Source organism: Alteromonas oceanisediminis (genome assembly GCF_018474025.1).
GTDB lineage: Bacteria > Pseudomonadota > Gammaproteobacteria > Enterobacterales > Alteromonadaceae > Alteromonas_E > Alteromonas_E oceanisediminis.
In genome coordinates, this window is sequence record NZ_JAHCTA010000009.1 from 114,434 (window position 1) to 132,057 (window position 17,624).

At 49.3% G+C, this 17,624-nt stretch carries 15 protein-coding genes and 1 tRNA gene; all 16 read left to right on the forward strand.

Going from position 1 to position 17,624, the window contains the following annotated elements; all coding sequences use genetic code 11:
• The first annotated feature begins 274 nt into the window (after positions 1-274).
• The 16 genes from KIU71_RS15255 (at position 275) to KIU71_RS15330 (ending at position 17,616) form a co-directional block, all read left to right on the forward strand.
• Complete coding sequence (locus KIU71_RS15255; protein ID WP_214132159.1) at positions 275-1,537, forward strand: lipopolysaccharide biosynthesis protein; 1,263 nt, start codon at positions 275-277, stop codon at positions 1,535-1,537.
• Between the two features lie 12 nt (positions 1,538-1,549).
• Positions 1,550-2,644 carry a glycosyltransferase gene (locus KIU71_RS15260; RefSeq protein WP_214132160.1) on the forward strand — a complete coding sequence of 365 codons (1,095 nt, stop codon included), beginning with the start codon at positions 1,550-1,552 and terminating at the stop codon, positions 2,642-2,644.
• Positions 2,610-4,007: an O-antigen polysaccharide polymerase Wzy gene (wzy, locus tag KIU71_RS15265; RefSeq protein ID WP_214132161.1), complete on the forward strand. Its 1,398-nt coding sequence runs from the start codon at positions 2,610-2,612 to the stop codon at positions 4,005-4,007. Before KIU71_RS15260 ends, wzy begins: the two co-directional genes overlap by 35 nt.
• Positions 4,008-4,087: 80 nt before the next feature.
• Positions 4,088-5,263, forward strand: a complete 1,176-nt coding sequence (locus tag KIU71_RS18065; RefSeq protein ID WP_214132162.1) for a glycosyltransferase — start codon at positions 4,088-4,090, stop codon at positions 5,261-5,263.
• Complete coding sequence (locus KIU71_RS15275; protein ID WP_214132163.1) at positions 5,260-6,423, forward strand: glycosyltransferase; 1,164 nt, start codon at positions 5,260-5,262, stop codon at positions 6,421-6,423. The genes KIU71_RS18065 and KIU71_RS15275 overlap by 4 nt, the downstream gene beginning before the upstream one ends.
• A complete protein-coding gene (locus KIU71_RS15280; RefSeq protein WP_214132164.1) occupies positions 6,420-7,022 on the forward strand; it encodes a sugar transferase in 603 nt (200 codons plus the stop codon). The genes KIU71_RS15275 and KIU71_RS15280 overlap by 4 nt, the downstream gene beginning before the upstream one ends.
• The gene (locus tag KIU71_RS15285; protein WP_214132165.1) at positions 7,015-7,659 is read left to right on the forward strand and encodes an acetyltransferase; all 645 of its coding nucleotides are present in this window, start codon (positions 7,015-7,017) and stop codon (positions 7,657-7,659) included. The genes KIU71_RS15280 and KIU71_RS15285 overlap by 8 nt, the downstream gene beginning before the upstream one ends.
• 31 nt (positions 7,660-7,690) lie before the next feature.
• Positions 7,691-8,872, forward strand: coding sequence for a DegT/DnrJ/EryC1/StrS family aminotransferase (locus KIU71_RS15290; protein WP_214132166.1), 1,182 nt, complete (start codon positions 7,691-7,693; stop codon positions 8,870-8,872).
• A 5-nt stretch (positions 8,873-8,877) separates the two neighbouring features.
• Complete coding sequence (locus KIU71_RS15295) at positions 8,878-10,725, forward strand: polysaccharide biosynthesis protein (RefSeq protein ID WP_214132183.1); 1,848 nt, start codon at positions 8,878-8,880, stop codon at positions 10,723-10,725.
• A 19-nt stretch (positions 10,726-10,744) separates the two neighbouring features.
• Positions 10,745-11,983 carry an outer membrane beta-barrel protein gene (locus tag KIU71_RS15300; RefSeq protein ID WP_214132167.1) on the forward strand — a complete coding sequence of 413 codons (1,239 nt, stop codon included), beginning with the start codon at positions 10,745-10,747 and terminating at the stop codon, positions 11,981-11,983.
• 50 nt (positions 11,984-12,033) lie between these two features.
• Positions 12,034-12,486, forward strand: a complete 453-nt coding sequence (locus KIU71_RS15305) for a polysaccharide biosynthesis/export family protein (RefSeq protein ID WP_315853302.1) — start codon at positions 12,034-12,036, stop codon at positions 12,484-12,486.
• A 2-nt stretch (positions 12,487-12,488) separates the two neighbouring features.
• Positions 12,489-14,600, forward strand: a complete 2,112-nt coding sequence (locus tag KIU71_RS15310; RefSeq protein WP_214132168.1) for a GumC family protein — start codon at positions 12,489-12,491, stop codon at positions 14,598-14,600.
• A 41-nt stretch (positions 14,601-14,641) separates the two neighbouring features.
• Positions 14,642-15,628 (forward strand): UDP-N-acetylmuramate dehydrogenase, encoded by a 987-nt coding sequence (gene murB, locus KIU71_RS15315; protein ID WP_214132169.1) that lies wholly within the window; start codon positions 14,642-14,644, stop codon positions 15,626-15,628.
• Positions 15,625-16,653 (forward strand): bifunctional biotin--[acetyl-CoA-carboxylase] ligase/biotin operon repressor BirA, encoded by a 1,029-nt coding sequence (gene birA, locus KIU71_RS15320; RefSeq protein WP_214132170.1) that lies wholly within the window; start codon positions 15,625-15,627, stop codon positions 16,651-16,653. Before murB ends, birA begins: the two co-directional genes overlap by 4 nt.
• The gene (locus KIU71_RS15325; RefSeq protein WP_214132171.1) at positions 16,640-17,452 is read left to right on the forward strand and encodes a type III pantothenate kinase; all 813 of its coding nucleotides are present in this window, start codon (positions 16,640-16,642) and stop codon (positions 17,450-17,452) included. The genes birA and KIU71_RS15325 overlap by 14 nt, the downstream gene beginning before the upstream one ends.
• An 88-nt stretch (positions 17,453-17,540) precedes the next feature.
• Positions 17,541-17,616, forward strand: a tRNA-Thr gene (locus KIU71_RS15330).
• The last annotated feature ends 8 nt before the right edge of the window (positions 17,617-17,624 follow it).

The following is a 17,624-nucleotide window of genomic DNA, read 5'->3' on the forward strand; positions in this document are numbered from 1 at the left end:
CTCTTGGCTGCATCCATGCGATTAAAAAAGGTGTCTGTGCTTTGAGTCAGAAAAGCAAAGCAAGTTCAAAAATTGTTAAATTTTGTTAACAAATGTAAGTTACGTAAAGATTGTCCAAAGATCAAACATTTGTGCGTATTATATTCGTGTCATTACGTGATAAAAAAATACTCAATCGGGCGCAGAGCGTAACGAAATATTACTTCGGCTCGTCGAACGATTCTGATAAGGTTGGCGTTCTACACTGCCTTTATCGCTGAAAATAACTATAATTATGGCGAATACGCTCGCGACCAATTCCACCTACACGCTGCTGGCCAATACTGCACTGGCTGCAAGTAATTGGCTGGTGTTAGTGCTTATCACTAAATACTATCTGCCAGCTCAATTGGGCAGCTTTGTGCTGGCTCTCTCTATCTTTTCGCCCGCATTTTTGCTCGCTAGCTTTAAAGTGAGAACACTGTTAATCGTCGATAAACAATGGGCGATACCCGCTGAGTCCTACGCCGCTGCTCGTCTGTTGGCGAATATTTGCGTGACGACATTGATACTCGCTATTATCCCTTTTGTGTTCACAGAGTTGCCCATCGCGGTTCTCGCGCTGGTCGCGCTTTACAAGTTTGGCGATGCCTGGAGCGAATTTTGTCATAGCTATTTACGCCGAGCAGATCGATTTAAAATCATTGCGATTAGCACGGTTTTGCGCGCCACGTTTACTGTTCTTGCCCTGATAACCGCATCAACATCCGACATTGATTTTTATACTGTATTGGTGATTTGGGTGTCTGCAACCTGCGTATTTTCAGCCATCGACACGATGCTGTTTCGTCACCATTGGTCTGAGCCAGTTGAGTTCAGTTTCCATGCAATTGTTAGTAAGACGTCCATGCGAAATGCGCTCGCTGTTTATCAGCGTTATTACACTGTCTCTATTGCGCTACTCATTGGCGCATTGTTCGTGCATGCACCCAACTATGCATTAGCACATTTCGACTCGACGTCGGCGGCGGGGATTTTTGCGACAATTAGCTATTTTCTGATTGCCGGGGGTATCCTAATCAATAGTCTTTCTCAGGCTGCGACGCCTCACTTAGTGAACAGTATTAGTCAGGGAAACCACGGTGAGTTTAATCGTACGATTGTTAAATTATGCTTGCTAGGCATTGGGCTTGGCTTGACTGGGATTTTTATGGCATTTTTATTGGGTGAGTGGGTGCTCACTCTTTTTTACACGCCTCAAATCGCTACTTATTGGCCGGTACTGGTTTGGGTAATGGTCGCGGCAGCGATACGTTATGTCTTTATCTTTCTGGGCACGGGTTTGGCGGCTCTACAGCGATTTGCAGTGCAAACCAGAATCGCAGTCGCCGGATTTGTTTGTTTGGTCATTGCGCTATGGCTATGCGTGCCATTGTTTGGCTTGTTTGGTGCTGCGTATGCGATGATAATCGCAGCGCTCGTTGAGTGCAGCCTATATTTACTGTTGTTTCAAAGACAAACGCGCACGGGGTTTAGTGGCGCGATTGGTCGCACATAAGAGAGCTTCCGCATGAAGGTATTGCACATATTTGGAATTATGAACCGTGGTGGCGCTGAGCTACGCACAGTGTCGTTAATACCGAAAATGCAGAAACACAATATTGAGTTTGATTTTGTTGCGTTGAGTGCGCAGCGCGGCGTTTTGGATAGCGATTTAGAGAAGCAAGGCTGCCAAATCCACTATGTACGCTTAGGATTGGGCATGTTTTGGCCGCTATATCGTCTTTTGGCGTCGGGTCAGTATTCTGCTGTGCATTCGCATGTTTCTCTGGTTTCCGGCTTAGTGCTGCTTATTGCCCGTGTGGCTGGCGTCAAAAAGCGCATTGCACATTTTCGCAATACAACTGATGTGGCTCACGAGGGCCCATTACGACGTCTGCGCAATACCGTTTTCAAGAAATTGATTCGGCAACATGCCACGCATGTGCTCGGTGTTTGTCAGGGCGCGCTGGACGGTTATTGGTCACAGCAGCAACAGCAGGATCCACGTTTTAGTGTAATTTATAACGGCTTTCCTCTACCCACCGATAGCGTACAGCCCGCATTTTGGAGAGCCTATCCAGAAATCCGTGAGAATGAGCCGGTGTTCATTAATGTCGCGCGTATGGATTATCAAAAGAATCACGTCAGGCAGGTCGATATTTTTGCTCAGTATGTTGCTCAATTTAACAGCGGCAGCTTGGTGTTTATTGGCAAAGAAAATGAAGACGTGAAACAAGCGATGCTGGCGGCCGCCCGCGAGCACAACATCGACGATCGCCTATTGTTCTTAGGTGAGCAATCCAATGTGATGCCTTTTCTTGCTAACGCATCTGCGATGCTATTCCCCTCCATGTGGGAAGGCTTGCCCGGTGGAGTGATTGAGGCAGCAAGTGTTGGAATACCGGTACTCGGCTCTGACATTCCGGGCATCAATGAAATTGCGGGCCAATTGCCACAGGTGATCCCTTTTCAACTATCGCGAAGTGATGCAGAGTGGGCTGGCGCGTTACATCAAGCCTACTTACAGGCGGCAGACCAAACTACCGCACGCGCGCAATTCGCTCACTCCATTTTTCAAATTGATGCCAATGTCGACCAACTCCGTCGCATTTATTCCGAATAAACCGCTTTTTTATAAAGTCATCGGTGTGTGGCTGGTGTCACTCGCTGGGCTTATTTCTTTCGCAGCGTACTTTGATGTCTTTGAAGCGCCTCGGCACACTCTTGAAGTGCTCACGACGGCGAACTGGTTGGTGTTGATGGTGCTGATGGCGTTCGCTCTACCAAAGGGCATTTGGTCCATTTCGTTTATCTTCTTTGCTGCGTTTGGTGTTTTCCATGGTGGCTTGATTATGGCAAACGCGTTTGAAGCCATTACAGATGAAGACATTCAGTATCAAATCAGTTTCTGGTTCTTTAATGTAGAGACGGAAAATGCGATTCATTTGGTGAACCTAGGGATGACGGCGTTTTGCTTGGCCGCCATGATCTTGTCCAAATCTTCGATACTCAGTGTCCCCCCTCAACAGTCATCAGATGTATTTAATCGGCGCATGTTTCATATGGGCGGTCTGGTGCTGATGCTGATGGTTGGCATATTCTTCGCCCTTTCTATAAGCCTGGGCGTGATCCAATCGTACGGTGCCTATCTCAATCTACTCTCTATGGTGCCCATTTACGGCACTATCTATGCGTATATTTATTTACTGATCGGGTTGGGTCTGGTCGTCGTTTCGGTGTCGTACAGGCCGGGGTTTGGTTGGCTATATTTCGCTGTATTTGCCGTTTGGGCGCTGGTGGCTTTCAAGTTGGGTTTGCGCGGTGAGGTCATGTTTCCCGGTACCGTTGCTGCCTGCATGCTGGGGCGGCGCATGATACCCATAAAAACTCCCACACTGATTGTGCTCGTGTTGGTGTTTTTAGTCGCTACGGGCATCGTAAAGAACGCGCGGATTTCCGGTGATTATTCTGCTGTCGACTCGATTAATCCGCTCAATGCGGTTGCTGAAATGGGCTCTAGTCTGCGTGCGGTTCAAGAGGTTATCAAGTGGCGAAAACAGGGCGACGACCTTCTTTTGGGGGGAAGTTACTGGGCGCCGATAGAGCGCCAATTGGCGTTGATTATTCCTGGCTTAAACCGGCGCGACGTTAAACAGGATCCCCGCTTATTAAATATCGTTGTACAGGAAAGGGCTGGACCAATCGGCTTTTCACCCGTCGCAGAGGCGTATATCAACTTTGGCGAAAAGGGCGTTGTATTTATTTTCGCGCTACTGGGGGCAATCATGGCGACTCTCGACAATCGGCCGTCACGCGTGCGCTTCGATCATTTTCTGGGTGTTGCCCTTGTGCCAGTGTTTATTATGATCCGCAACAGTTTTACGCACGTGCCTGTGCAAATTATATTGGGGATGGTATTGGTTTGGGGCATGATGTTTGTGGCGAGCAGTCGAATAGACATGTATAGTGACTCAAACCGTCAATAGTTTGTCACTTTACTGTTTATTCCGGTGGCACCTAAGACAAACATCACCAATAAAAATAATAATAAAGAAAGGTTACCTCAGTGGATGTTGTTGTTACCTGTGAGTTTCGTTTTTTCCAATCACCCGATGGTGCTATTTGGACGCCCAGTGCGTTTACGGCTCAATTTTGGGAGCGATATCTAGTCGTTTTTGAGCGCGTTAAAGTGGTTGCTCGCGTGAAGGCCGTTGAAACGGTAGAGTCATCGTGGCAGCGCTCTGATGCGAGTCGTGTTTCATTCGTTGCGATGCCCTACTACGTGGGCCTTGGTGGCTTAGTGCGCAATAGCTCCACGCTGATCAAAACCTTAAACGAAGCGGTGCATCCAGGTGATGCGTTGATTTTCCGAGTGCCCTCTCAGATGGCGACGCTGGCGGCCCTCTTAGGGAATGCATCAGTCAAGCGCTATGGCCTCGAAGTGGTTGGCGACCCCGCAGATGTTTTTGCGTCAGGCATTGTTAATGGTCCGGCAGACAAATTGCTTGGTTGGCTAAGTGCATGGACATTAAGGCGCATGTGCCGACACGCGATCGCCGCTAGCTACGTTACACAACATTATCTACAGCAGCGTTACCCCACATCGCCCTCGGCATTTTCGATTGCGTGCTCCAGTATTGAACTTGACCCCACGTGGCTAAGAACAGAACCTCGCGAATATCGCCAGCCTGCAAAGAAGCTGCTGTTTATTGGTTCGTTTGGCCAGTTGTATAAAGGGCAAGACACGTTGCTTGAGGCCGTTGCTCAACTTAAGCAGCAAGGGCATGAGTTACATCTGACACTCCTCGGCGGCGGCAAGTATTTAGACGACATGAAAGCCCTCGCAGAGACTTTAGCGATTGGTCACCTCACTCAGTTCGTGGGCGAGGTCAACGCTGATGACGTCAAAACTGCACTTGATGAAGCGGATTTATTTGTCATGCCATCGCGCACGGAAGGGCTGCCGCGCGCATTGATCGAGGCAATGGCGACCGGCTTACCTGCTATTGGCTCTGCCGTGGGCGGTATTCCTGAACTACTTGAACCGCAGTGTCTGTTTGATGCGAACAACGTGCAGCAACTTACCGCACGTATCGCCATGTTAAGTCAGGCACCGGCATTATTAACGGCGATGTCTAAACGCAATCGTTTGGTCGCCGAGGCCTACCAGAAGCCACTGTTGGAAGCGCGCCGTATTGCGTTTTACTTTGAACTGAGACAGCAGTTCGGAGCGACTGCATGAAAGTTCTTCATTTATTAAAAACGGCGGTAGGGGCCAGCTGGGCGCTCAGGCAGACAACGCAGTTGGTTGCCCGGGGTGTCGAAGTCCATCTGGCGTTGCCGAACGGACCGATGGTGGAAAAATACCGCGCTGCTGGCGTTCATGTACATATTCTCGATCCGGCACTGGTAGTCAGCAAACCTTGGCAAAACGTTGCTAAGGCCAACGCATTGCGTTCACTGGTTAAAACCATTCAGCCAGACATTGTTCACAGTCACTTTGTGGCCACGACGCTGCTCATGCGCATCGCGATGAAAGGGATCTCGATCCCGCGTATTTTTCACATACCCGGGCCATTGCACCTGGAACATAAGCTGTATCGCTGGCTGGATGTTTATTCAGCCACTCGGCGAGACTATTACCTGGCGTCATGTCGATGGACACAAGATGCGTTAGTGCGGTTTGGTATCAGCAAAGATAAAGTCGGTTTGGCGTATTATGGCGTCAATGCTGAGGATTTCACCGCAGCAAGCACTGACCGTGCTGAAGATTTGCGCGCTGCGTTTAACTGGCCCGAAGATGTGTTTCTTGTGGGAATGGTGGCCTACTTTTATGCGCCTAAATCAGCCTTGGGGCAGTCAAGAGGATTAAAGGGGCATGAGGATTTGATCGACGCCATTGCCGTTGTTCACCAACAATACCCGCAGGTACGCTGCGTATTTATTGGGGGGCCATGGGACGGTGCGGATGATTATTATCAGCAAGTGCAAGAGTATGCCGACAAAACGGCTCTAGGTTTATGCCAGTTCATGGGAACGCGGTCTGATGTGCCGCAGCTCTATCCCCAAATAGATTTGGCAGTGCATCCGTCTCATAGTGAGAACGTGGGAGGGGCTGTCGAGTCGATGTACGCCAACGTCCTAACCCTGACCACGGACGTGGGCGGTTTTCCTGACCTGATCATCGACGGGGTGACCGGCTACATGTCTGCGGCGAAGGACCCTCAATTGCTAGCCAAAAAGATCATACAAGCGATTGAGTCGCCTGAGCAGAATCAGCAACTGATCAAGCATGGCGCAATAAAAGTGGCCAGCGTGATGAATGTTGAAGACAATGCCCGGCACGTGCATGAATTCTATACTGCGATTTTACACCGAGCGGACAGTGGGGGCTATGCGTGATAAAGCGATGGTTTGATCTGGTTGTTTCGCTAACTGCACTGGTTGTACTAATGCCGGTTATCGTCACACTGTGCCTGTTGGTTGCCATTAAACTCGGGCGTCCAATCCTGTTTAAGCAAATTCGCCCGGGGCTACACGGAAAGCCATTTTACTTACTGAAGTTTCGCAGTATGACTGACGCGCGAGACGCCAGCGGTGAATTAAAGCCCGATAGCGAACGTCTTTCTTCCTTTGGACAGAAGCTACGCAGTACCAGCGTAGACGAGCTGCCCAGTCTCTTAAATGTATTGAAAGGCGATCTCAGTTTGGTCGGGCCTCGCCCGCTTTTAATGGATTATCTGCCACTCTATTCAACCGAACAAAGTCGGCGGCATGAGGTGAAACCGGGTATCACTGGCTGGGCGCAAGTGAATGGCCGCAACGCGTTAAGCTGGGATGAAAAGTTTGCGCTGGATGTCTGGTATGTCGAAAACCGTACATTCTGGTTGGATATAAAGATCCTGTTTATGACCATCAATAAAGTATTCAAACGCGACGGTATTAACCAAGCAGGCGAGGCAACAATGACGCGCTTCACAGGTAGTCAAAACCATGACTAGCACACTCTACATATTCGGTGCTGGTGGCCACAGTCAGGTGGTCGGTGATATTGCTGTTCTGAGCAAACGGTATACCCAAATTTGCTACTTTGACGATTTAAAGGCGATGGGGCAAGCATTGCTCGGTGGCACAGTCACGGGCACGATTAAAGACGGTGTCCAGCGTATCAGCGACGCGCAGGGAAACAGTCAGGATACACATCAGGCGTTTGTTGCATTGGGCAACAACGAACAACGCCGCAAAGTCACCGAGCAACTTATGCGGCATCAGGTGAGTATCGCGACACTTATCCATCCCGGTGCAATCGTGGCAACGTCAGTCAGTCTGGGTGCTGGAACATTGGTCGTCGCTGGCGCAGTCATTAATCCCAACACGCGCGTTGGCGAGGGCTGCATTATCAACACCAATGCATCCGTTGACCATGATTGTGCCATTGCTGATTTCGTGCATATCGCGCCTGCGTCTGCGATTGCCGGTGGCGTTACCATTGAACAGGAAAGTTTTTTAGGGATCGGCTGCCGAGTGATCCCCGGAGTGCATATCTGCAAACAAGCAACGGTGGGCGCTGGCGCAGTTGTTATTCGTGATGTATCCACGAATTCGACAGTTGTGGGTGTGCCTGCCAATGAAATTTAATAACACCCAACTATCAGGGGATTAAAACACTATGTTGAATACGCCTTTCTCTCCTTGGCCTGATTATGATCAAGCCGAAAAAGATGCTGTACTTCGCGTCATGGATTCAAACCGAGTGAATTATTGGACGGGACAAGAAGGGCGCGAGTTTGAAAAGGAGTTCGCTGCCTACACTGATGCGCAGTACGCTGTTGCTGTGGCGAATGGTACCGTTGCGCTGGATTTAGCATGGATAGCCTTAGCATTACCTAAGGGCAGTGAAGTGATTGTCACTTCACGCTCGTTCATGGCGTCTGTTTCAACCATCGTTTTAGCCGGGTTAGTGCCGGTATTCGCCGATGTTGACCGCGACAGCCAGAATATCTCGGCCTCAACGATTGCCGCAAAAATTACCGAGAAGACGTCGGCCATACTGTGCGTGCACCTTGGGGGGTGGATGTGTGATATGGAGCCCATTCTAGCACTGGCAAAAGAGCATAACTTAAAAGTGGTTGAAGACTGCGCTCAGGCACATGGCGCAACCTATCAGGGCAAGTCGGCGGGTAGTTGGGGTGATATTGCAGCATGGTCATTCTGCCAAGATAAAATCATGACCACGGCGGGAGAAGGTGGCATGGTGACTACCAATGATAAATCGCTGTGGCAAACCGTATGGTCGTTTAAAGATCATGGTAAATCGTGGCAGGCGGTTTATGAAAAAGAGCATCCACCGGGTTTTCGTTGGTTGCATGAATCCTTTGGCACCAACTGGCGCATGACGGAGATCCAAGCGGCGGTGGGGCGTTTGCAGTTGAAAAAAATGCCAGCGTGGCGAGCGACCCGCGCCAAGTATGCAGAACAAATTATGCAGACCTGCCGAAGGTTTGCGGCGTTTAGAGTCCCTGCCATCCCCGAAAATATGCAACATGCATTCTACAAATGCTATGTGTTTATTCAGCCTGATGCACTGATTGAAGGGACTACTCGCGATGACATCATCGCCTTGATCAATGCGCAAGAGGTGCCCTGCATGGCGGGTTCGTGCTCCGAGATTTATCTGGAGAAAGCATTTGATGATACCGGCTGGCGTCCTTCTGAACCTTTATCGGTGGCTCAAGAACTTGGTGCGACGAGTATCATGTTTATGGTTCATCCCACCTTGACTCAAGCTGAAATTGATAAAACGTGTACCGCGATTGAATCAGCAATGTCGCAGGCGATGAAAAGGAACTAACGGTGATGAGATTGGCAAGTGTTTACCTCATGCCCAGCTGGGCAAAACGATTCATTTTACTGAGTTGGGATGCGTTTAGCTTAGTGGTGGCATTTGTACTTGCCTATTGGATCCGCTTAGGCGTGTCGTCCAGTGTGATTGGCGAAGATGAAATAAAGTTGATGATTGGCAATGTTGTGCTGACATTATCTCTCTTCCTATTGGCCGGTTTGTACCGACAAATGCTACGTCATCTCGCGCTAAGTGCCGGAACGAGTATCTTATTTGGGGTATTTGCCTCAATCTTGTATTTGCTGCTCGCACGTGATTTGTTTGGTGCGTTTGTGCCGTTCAGCGTGCCGTTTATCTATTGCAGTTTTGCCATATTGTTGATTGGCGGCTTACGGCTGGTAGTTTACCTCGCTAATCAAGCGTCACATTATAAAACCACAGAACACTGTCTCATCTTTGGTGCCGAAGTGGCGGGGCGTACGCTGGCTAATGCTCTGCGCTCTGGCAACGATCTACAGCCTGTCGCTTTTATTGACGATAAGAAAAAGTATCTGGGTAAAAATATCAACGGCTTACCGGTACACGCAAAAGACCACATTCCCCGCTTGGTAAAAAAACACAAGGTCAAAAAGATCCTGTTGGCGGTCAACAACACATCGAATTTACGCCGCAAAGAACTCATAGGCGATTTGGTGCCCTACGCCGTTGAACTATTGACTGTGCCTGATGTAACCGAAATTGCTTCAGGAAAGCGTGAGATCCACGAGCTGCGTGAGGTTCGGATTGAGGAACTTTTAGGTCGCGAACCAGTACCGCCAATCGACTCGCTCCTACACATCAATGTAACGGGTAAACACGTGATGGTGACTGGTGCAGGCGGTTCTATTGGCAGTGAGTTATGTCGTCAAATCGCCCGTATTCAACCAGCCAGCCTTACCCTGTTTGAATTATCGGAATTCAACCTCTATTCAATTGAGTTTGAATTGCGCAAAAATCACCCGGATCTGCAAATAAATTCAGTACTTGCGTCCGTTCAAGACAATGAACTTCTACACATCACCTTAAAGAAGTTTACCGTACAGACGATTTATCATGCGGCGGCGTATAAGCATGTCCCTATGATTGAAAACAATATCTCTGCGGGCATTCGTAACAATATCTTCGGTACGGCGAATGTGGCCTTATGTGCGGCAGAGTATGAGGTCGAAAAATTTGTGCTTATTTCAACGGATAAAGCGGTTAGGCCGACTAACATCATGGGCGCAACGAAACGCTTTGCTGAGCTATTTGTACAAGGGATTGCCGAGCTTCATTCGGAAACGGAGTTTGCGATTGTCCGCTTTGGCAACGTACTGGGATCGTCGGGCTCAGTGGTCCCGGTGTTTGACCGTCAAATCAAGGCGGGCGGGCCGGTGACAGTCACTCATCCCGATATTATTCGCTATTTTATGACAATTCCCGAAGCCGCACTGCTAGTAATACAAGCTGGCTCAATGGGCAAAGATGGCGAGGTGTTTGTTCTCGACATGGGCGACCCGGTCAAAATTGTTGATCTGGCGAAAAAGATGGCTCAATTGATGGGGTACAGCTTGAGTGAAAACCCGGATGATTCTGGCATCAAACTTGAATTCAGCGGTCTCAGACCCGGCGAAAAGCTTTTTGAGGAGTTACTCATTGACGATGCCGAGGTTGACACAGAGCACCCCCGCATCATGGGGGCAAATGAAGTTAAAATTGATTTTTCTGAAGTGGTGATGTTGATGGATCGCCTCAACTATGCGCTGGTAAATCATGACGAAGAAGAGGCGCGGCAAATATTGTTGGAAGCGCCTCTTGCGTATGCGCCCAGCTCCCTTCAGTAACACCTACAGGACAAAACGAATGACCCTGCATACTCTCTTTCCAATCAAGCAGCCCCGCAAAAAAGCGCCTTATTTTACAGCTGCTTTTGCTGCGGTAGGTTCTTTAGCCTGTCAATCCGCGTTTGCAAAACCAGAGATTATATATACTGACCGTGCTCCGTTGGTGCTTGCTATCGGAGCGATCCACACCGATCTACTCAATCCGACAGTGAATAGTGATGAGAGTGCAACGGGCGGGTTTTTAGATGCCAGTGGCTACCTGACTAAGCGCGGTGAAGGCACACAATATTTGCTCGATTATGACGCAAATTTAAGACAGTGGTATGGCAGTGATATTCCAGATGGTGCTGTCTTTTATGAGAACGAGCCGACGGAGTTTGATTTGCGCGTGCGCGGCCTTGCCCGTTTGTTTATCACTGACCGATGGCAGATTGATGCCGAAGCTCAGCATTATCAAGCCGATGAGGAGTACGGTACGGGATTGTCACGCTTGCGCAAGAATGTCGTTAAGCAAGATCGTATTACGATTAATTCCGGCAGCGTGAATGCCACTTATGGAACCGATGTATTGCAGCGATACGTTACATTAAGCGGCGGATTTCGTGAACGTAGTTACGCTGACAACAATCCCTATGCCCCCCGATTTGATACCTTTGAAACCCTTGCTGGTGTTGAAGTGGGCTACTCGCTAACACCGGCAACGCAATTCATTGCGTCATTTAACACCACGCAATATGACTTTGATGATCCGCAGCTTGAAGACTCAGAGGTGTACAAACTGGTGCTCGGCGTTAGCTGGCAAGCCAGCGCGGCATCGACAATACGCGCGGTGGTCGGCGGTTTTCATCGAGAGTTTGATGTGCAAGACTCGCGCTCAAGTTTTTTGTGGGATGCGCTGTATCAGTGGAAGCCAAACGCACGCTTTACCCTAGTCGCTGACACAAGTCGTGAAGCGACGGCAACACAGAACGAATTGTCGTCGGACAGCGTTGAAAGTGAAGCAGGGTTGCTGGCGACATATCGCTACAGCGTTCGTTGGCACTCAGACCTGCGCGCACGCTACACGCTTGTTGAATACGATGATTTAAATGACTTTCGCAATTTGACAGAAGTCACGGCGGGTGCAGGATTAACCTTCAGTTTTTCCTCGTTTCAGTCGATGACAGTAAGGTACGATTTCAAAAGTGTCTCGACGAAAGATGATTTCATTGATTACAACCAAAACCAAGTGAGTCTGGATTGGCAGTACGCGTTCTAATTTTTTTCGCGCTATGCATCGTTTTATATGCAAATAAGGTGTTTGCTGATGTGGCGATCCCGCTAGGCACGGGTGACGTGATCTCGATCAGCGTATTCAATGAACCGGAACTGGCGTTGCGCGAAAAAATAGGTCAGTCAGGCACGGTTTCAATGCCGCTGATTGGGGCCGTGAGTGTCGTTGGTAAATTGCCTCAAACACTGGCCGAGGAGCTATCGGCAGCGTATGAAGATGGTTATCTGGTCAATGCTGATGTCTCCGTTAAAGTCGAGTCATACCGCGCGTTCTTTGTTGGCGGTGCCGTATTTCGCCCGGGCGCCTATGAATACGTCATTGATCTCACGGTTGAGCAGGCTATTGCCATCGCGGGTGGTTTACGTGAGAGAGCATCGCGTAAAAACTGGTTGATCCTTCGCGGATCGGATAAACAGAAAATCAAAGCACAGGCGCATACTCCGCTAATGCCGGGCGACATTTTAACCATAGAGGAAAGCCTCTTCTGACCATGGAAAAAATGGCCCAACCCAGCACAGCGCTCAGCTTCGACCTTTCTGACTTGCTTATTTTTTTATGGCAAAAGAAAGTACGCATCATCGTTCTGGCAGGATTGATGACGTTAGTCGGTGCTTACTACGTAGTTAATTTGCCGCGTATTTACAGTGCTGAAAGCACGCTTATGCTTTCTCAGCGAGACAATCAACTCACGTTTCCCATTGTTGCCAATAATTACCAGAGCAACAGCGCAAAAAAAATGGAAACGCACATCCAATTTATGAAATCTCGGCAATTTGCTATCCAGCTTATTCAACATCTGGGCATATCGGAGCATCCTGAATTTCGGTCAGCCAATAGCCGAACTTTACCAACGCTCGAAGCCGTAGCGCGCAAAATACTGGGAAACCTGAATATCAGCAAAGTCAGCGACACTGATATGATCAAAGTCAGTTATGAGGCAAAGTCGCCCAAACTCGCCGCTGATGTCGCAAACGCCGTCGGGCCGGTTTTTTTTGCGCACTTAGATGCAATGTCGCGCAAACGCGCTATCGATAATACACGCTGGCTCAATGAAGAGCTGGACGAGTTGCAAATCAAGCTGTCGGAATCAGAAGAGAATCTATTAACCTTTCAGCGCGAGAACGATTTGATTGATGTGAACAGTCAAATCGATTTGGCAAAAACGGAAATCAGTAAAATCTTAGAGCAAAAGCTGGTGGTGGATAAAAATTTATCCGCAGCGCGGTCTATCACGCAACAGATCGCTTCCCGTGAAAATCGGATTGAGCAGATGCTACAAATCCCTGAAGTCGCCATTAATGATACGGTGCGTGATCATCGCAACCGTGTACTGGCGCAAGAGCAAGTGCTCGAAGAGGTATCAAAACGGTACAAGTACAAGCACTACAAATACAAGGCGGCGGAAAGCTCACTTAATTTGCTAAGGCAGGAGCTTGAAGCCGTTTTGCTGCAAATTGTGAACGGCAAGCAACAGGCGTACGACAGCTTGATCCAGCAGGAAAAACAGCTACAAGATCAGCTTGATGTCGCGCGCGCACGGCTTAACAATCTCGGAAAATATGAATTGCAGTTGGCGCGAATGGAGCGTGAAGTAGAGGCAACTCGCCGCGTTTATGAACTCTTTTTAGCCAAGATGCAGGAAACGCAAATTTTGCAGGATATTGGTGAAACGGAAGAATTCGCCATCATTGATTACGCCATCGAACCTCAGTATCCAACCAAACCGCGTATTACCTTGGGAATTGCGTTGTCACTGATTTTTTCGACCATATTCAGTGCAGGCTTCTGGCTCCTAATCCATTTGATCCGCGATCGACGCAATCGATTTCGTCAACTCCTCGCGGGTCTCGGCCTGCCTTTGCTTGCCGAAGTACCTAAGGTCGACTGGAAAGAAGACAAACTCAGCCTTAAGCGCCCGGCAACTAATGTATTTGGTTATGATGAGGCTATTCGCTCTGTACGCACCAAGTTGGTGGTAAACGACAGTGCAGAGCCGCTGCGTAAAATAGTGGTTGTGTCGATGACCGAATCAGACGGGCGAGACGAGGTCGCCATTGCCCTAGCTGAATCGTTCAGTAGCCTTGAGAAGACCTTGCTGATTGATTGTGATTTGCGCACGCAAGAAATGGCCACACGCTTTAAATTACGTGATAACCATCCGGGCATTGTGGACTTTATTAACCGAAGCGTGAAGTTTAACAAATGTCTACATCGACGCAAAAATAGTCAGATGGTCTTTATTCCCAGTGGATTGAGTGACCGAGACCCGGTTGAGCATATCAGTAAACCCCGTTTCGCTAGCCTAATACACAAGTTGTCGGTGTTCTACGAACGCCTCATCATCACAGCACCCTCCGTCACACAATATAGCGACTCCTTAGTGTTAGCCCAGCATGTTGACGGCATTGTGATTGTGTGTGATATCGAAAAAACTGACTCAGGCGACTTCGTGGAAGGGGTACGACGTTTACAGGACTCCGGCGTCACGATTTTAGGGGTGGTGTTTAATCGGGTGAAGGGAATTAAAACCGCGCGGCCAGAGAGTATTCTGCGCAAACGTTTCTTCAAACAAGGTTCCCGTAGCCAACCTGCTAAAGCTTAAGCATAATAGCGCCATGAGTTAATCACCGAAATGCGGTATCTGTGAAAGACCTTTCCTCACTACACACCTTTGGCATCGCTGCGCACTGTGAACGGATTATCGACATCCAACACGAGCACGATTTAGTGCAGCTTCAAGGCGTATCACCGCTGCTGATTTTGGGAGGCGGAAGTAACTGCGTTTTTGTGGATGATTTTGAAGGGGCCGTGGTTCGCAATCAACTCAGAGGGGTCGAACGCACCGAATCAGCCAGCGAGGTCATGCTGAGCGTGGCTTCCGGAGAAAATTGGCATGAGTTTGTTACTGATTGCATGGAGCAAGGCATATTTGGGTTTGAAAACTTAGCGCTTATACCCGGCACCGTAGGCGCCGCACCCATACAAAACATTGGCGCTTATGGGCGCGAACTAGCGTCTTTTGTTCACACCGTGCATGCCTACGATCTCAGCACACAAAAACATGTCGTGTTTAACAATCATGAATGTCAGTTTGGCTACCGAGAAAGTGTATTCAAGCATCAACCCTGCCGGTGGTTTATCACGCGCGTGGTGTTTTCTGTGCCGAAAATGCTTGATTTAGAAACCAGCTACGGCGAACTCGCGGCGCTGACCGACCCGACTCCACACAGCATTTATACCGAAGTTTGTCGGGTGCGCCGGGCTAAGTTGCCCGATCCTGATGTACTGGGCAATGCCGGCAGTTTCTTTAAAAACCCCGTAATCACGCAAGCCGAATGGCTGGCGTTGGCCGCCCAACACAGCGCGGCGCTGCACTATCGTGTTGATGCGCACCATGTCAAAGTGCCGGCAGCCTGGTTAATCGATCAGTGTGGATTCAAAGGGCAGGCGCGAGGAGGTGTCAGAAGTCACACCACCCAGCCCCTGGTACTCACCAATATAGGCGGTGCAAGCGGGTGTGATGTTCTTGCATTTGCACGGGAGATCCGCGATACCGTGCTCGCCCGATTCAACATTGGGCTTGAAAACGAAGTCCGTTTAATTGGGCGCAAAGGTCTCGTGACATTATGAGCGACAGCGTTAACCTTATTCGATCGGCCCTGATCCAATACTTGTGTGACGACCAGTTCCACTCAGGGCAGGCACTTGCTGATGCCTTGGGGGTCAGTCGTACTGCTATTGCTAATCACATCAGCGCAATCAATGCGCTCGGACTAGATATCTACAGCGTAAAAGGAAAAGGCTACAAGTTAGCCCGCCACGTTGAGCTTCTTGATGAAACGCGCATACGTTTGTTGCAGAAAACGTTGTCAGACACACAAACGCCCATCACTGACTACGCCTTAACGGTATTGCCGGTGATTGCGTCCACCAACACGTTTATGAAAGAGCGAATTGACCACATTACACACGGCGAAACAATCTTGGCAGAGGCGCAAACTGCAGGACGCGGGCGTCGTGGCAAAGTGTGGGTATCGCCATTTGGCGCTAGCCTTTACCTCAGTCTATGTTGGCGTTTTCAAGGGGGCTATCAACAAATAGGCGGCCTGTCGTTGTTTGTGGGTTACGTGGTTGTGCAAGCCCTGCTAGCCGCTGGCGTCGACGGCTTAGGGTTAAAATGGCCAAACGATATTTATCGATACGGTAAAAAGCTGGGGGGCATATTGGTCGAGGTTGAAGGCCAGATTGGCGGCGAAGTCGCGTGTATCATCGGCATTGGGCTAAATGTCGATTTAGGCATTACCGACAACGGTACAACGGCAAAACATCTTGATCCGAATGCTAACATCGACCAACCAGTCGCTGATTTAAGCGACATCACGCAAGATCGCAACTCACTTGCGGCGCGCGTTTTGAACGAACTCTATCGCCGTTTACCTGACTTTGAACAATCCGGCTTAGGCGAAATCGCAACAGACTGGAATCAGTTGGATGTGTTTGCACAGAAGAGCGTGACTGTCCAGTCTGGTGACAGGCAGGCCGCATTAGTGGGTAAAAATCTGGGAATCGATGAAACTGGCGCGCTTCGTTTAAAAATGGATGCCGGGATCAAAACCATTCATGGTGGTGAGGTGAGTTTACGTGCACTGCCATAGCTTGTTACTTGATATTGGCAACTCAAGCATCAAATGTCGGGAGCTGACTCGCACTGCGCGCGAAGATAGCGGCATGGATATCGTCAGGTGGCGTCCGCTAATGACGTTTGCCGATGTGGATGCATTGTTAGCGTATTTAGGCGAGAAAAAAGCTCGGTTTAACAGTGTCCTGATTGGCAGCGTGCGCAGTGATAGTGACGACACGGCTATTCTTAAAAGGCTAACGCCGTATGCCACGACAATCGAACTGGCTCAGACGCAAAGTGCGGCATTAGGTTTAACCAACAGTTATGCAAACCCGCAAAAAATGGGCGTAGATCGTTGGTTAGCCATGCTTGGTGCTCAGCTGCTTTGCGGGCAAAACTTTTTGGTGATTGACGCTGGAACGGCAGTGACTGCCGACTTCGTTGTCAACGGGCTACATCAAGGAGGGTGGATCGCGCCGGGATTCTCTTTGGCACAGGAAGCCGTGACAGGTCACACGGCTCGCGTTACACAGGCCCCGTCACATCAGCATACCATCGCTTTCGGCCAAAATACGGAAGATTGTCTACATTTTGGCTGCTTGGCACAATTACACGGTATCGTGCATCAAGCTAAACTCCTTGCCGCACAGTTCGGCGAATTTGACGTGATCCTCAGCGGCGGTGATGTCGATCGACTGAGATCACTCAACCAAGCTGCACGGAATGAATTTATATTTGTGGATAACATTGTCCTGTTTGGAATACTCCGCATGGCGTTAGCGGATATGAGCCTAGATAACGCACAAAAAGTCGCCCGATCGTTGCTTATTTAGGCATAAAGTCAGAAAAACAAAGTTTTTTGAAAAAGGGTGTTGCACCCAATGTCTCTTTTCACTAGAATGCGCAGCCACTTGATGCAGTGCCGACTTAGCTCAGTTGGTAGAGCAACTGACTTGTAATCAGTAGGTCGCCAGTTCGATTCCGGCAGTCGGCACCATCAATCTC

Bases quoted from the DNA above. Each gene is read 5' to 3' on its own strand.
- KIU71_RS15260 (WP_214132160.1), top strand. From the start codon at position 1,550: ATGAAGGTATTGCACATATTTGGAATTATGAACCGTGGTGGCGCTGAG.
- wzy (WP_214132161.1), top strand. From the start codon at position 2,610: ATGTCGACCAACTCCGTCGCATTTATTCCGAATAAACCGCTTTTTTAT.
- KIU71_RS15290 (WP_214132166.1), top strand. From the start codon at position 7,691: ATGTTGAATACGCCTTTCTCTCCTTGGCCTGATTATGATCAAGCCGAA.
- KIU71_RS15300 (WP_214132167.1), top strand. From the start codon at position 10,745: ATGACCCTGCATACTCTCTTTCCAATCAAGCAGCCCCGCAAAAAAGCG.
- KIU71_RS15255 (WP_214132159.1), top strand. From the start codon at position 275: ATGGCGAATACGCTCGCGACCAATTCCACCTACACGCTGCTGGCCAAT.
- KIU71_RS15285 (WP_214132165.1), top strand. From the start codon at position 7,015: ATGACTAGCACACTCTACATATTCGGTGCTGGTGGCCACAGTCAGGTG.
- KIU71_RS15295 (WP_214132183.1), top strand. From the start codon at position 8,878: ATGAGATTGGCAAGTGTTTACCTCATGCCCAGCTGGGCAAAACGATTC.
- KIU71_RS15275 (WP_214132163.1), top strand. From the start codon at position 5,260: ATGAAAGTTCTTCATTTATTAAAAACGGCGGTAGGGGCCAGCTGGGCG.
- birA (WP_214132170.1), top strand. From the start codon at position 15,625: ATGAGCGACAGCGTTAACCTTATTCGATCGGCCCTGATCCAATACTTG.
- KIU71_RS15310 (WP_214132168.1), top strand. From the start codon at position 12,489: ATGGAAAAAATGGCCCAACCCAGCACAGCGCTCAGCTTCGACCTTTCT.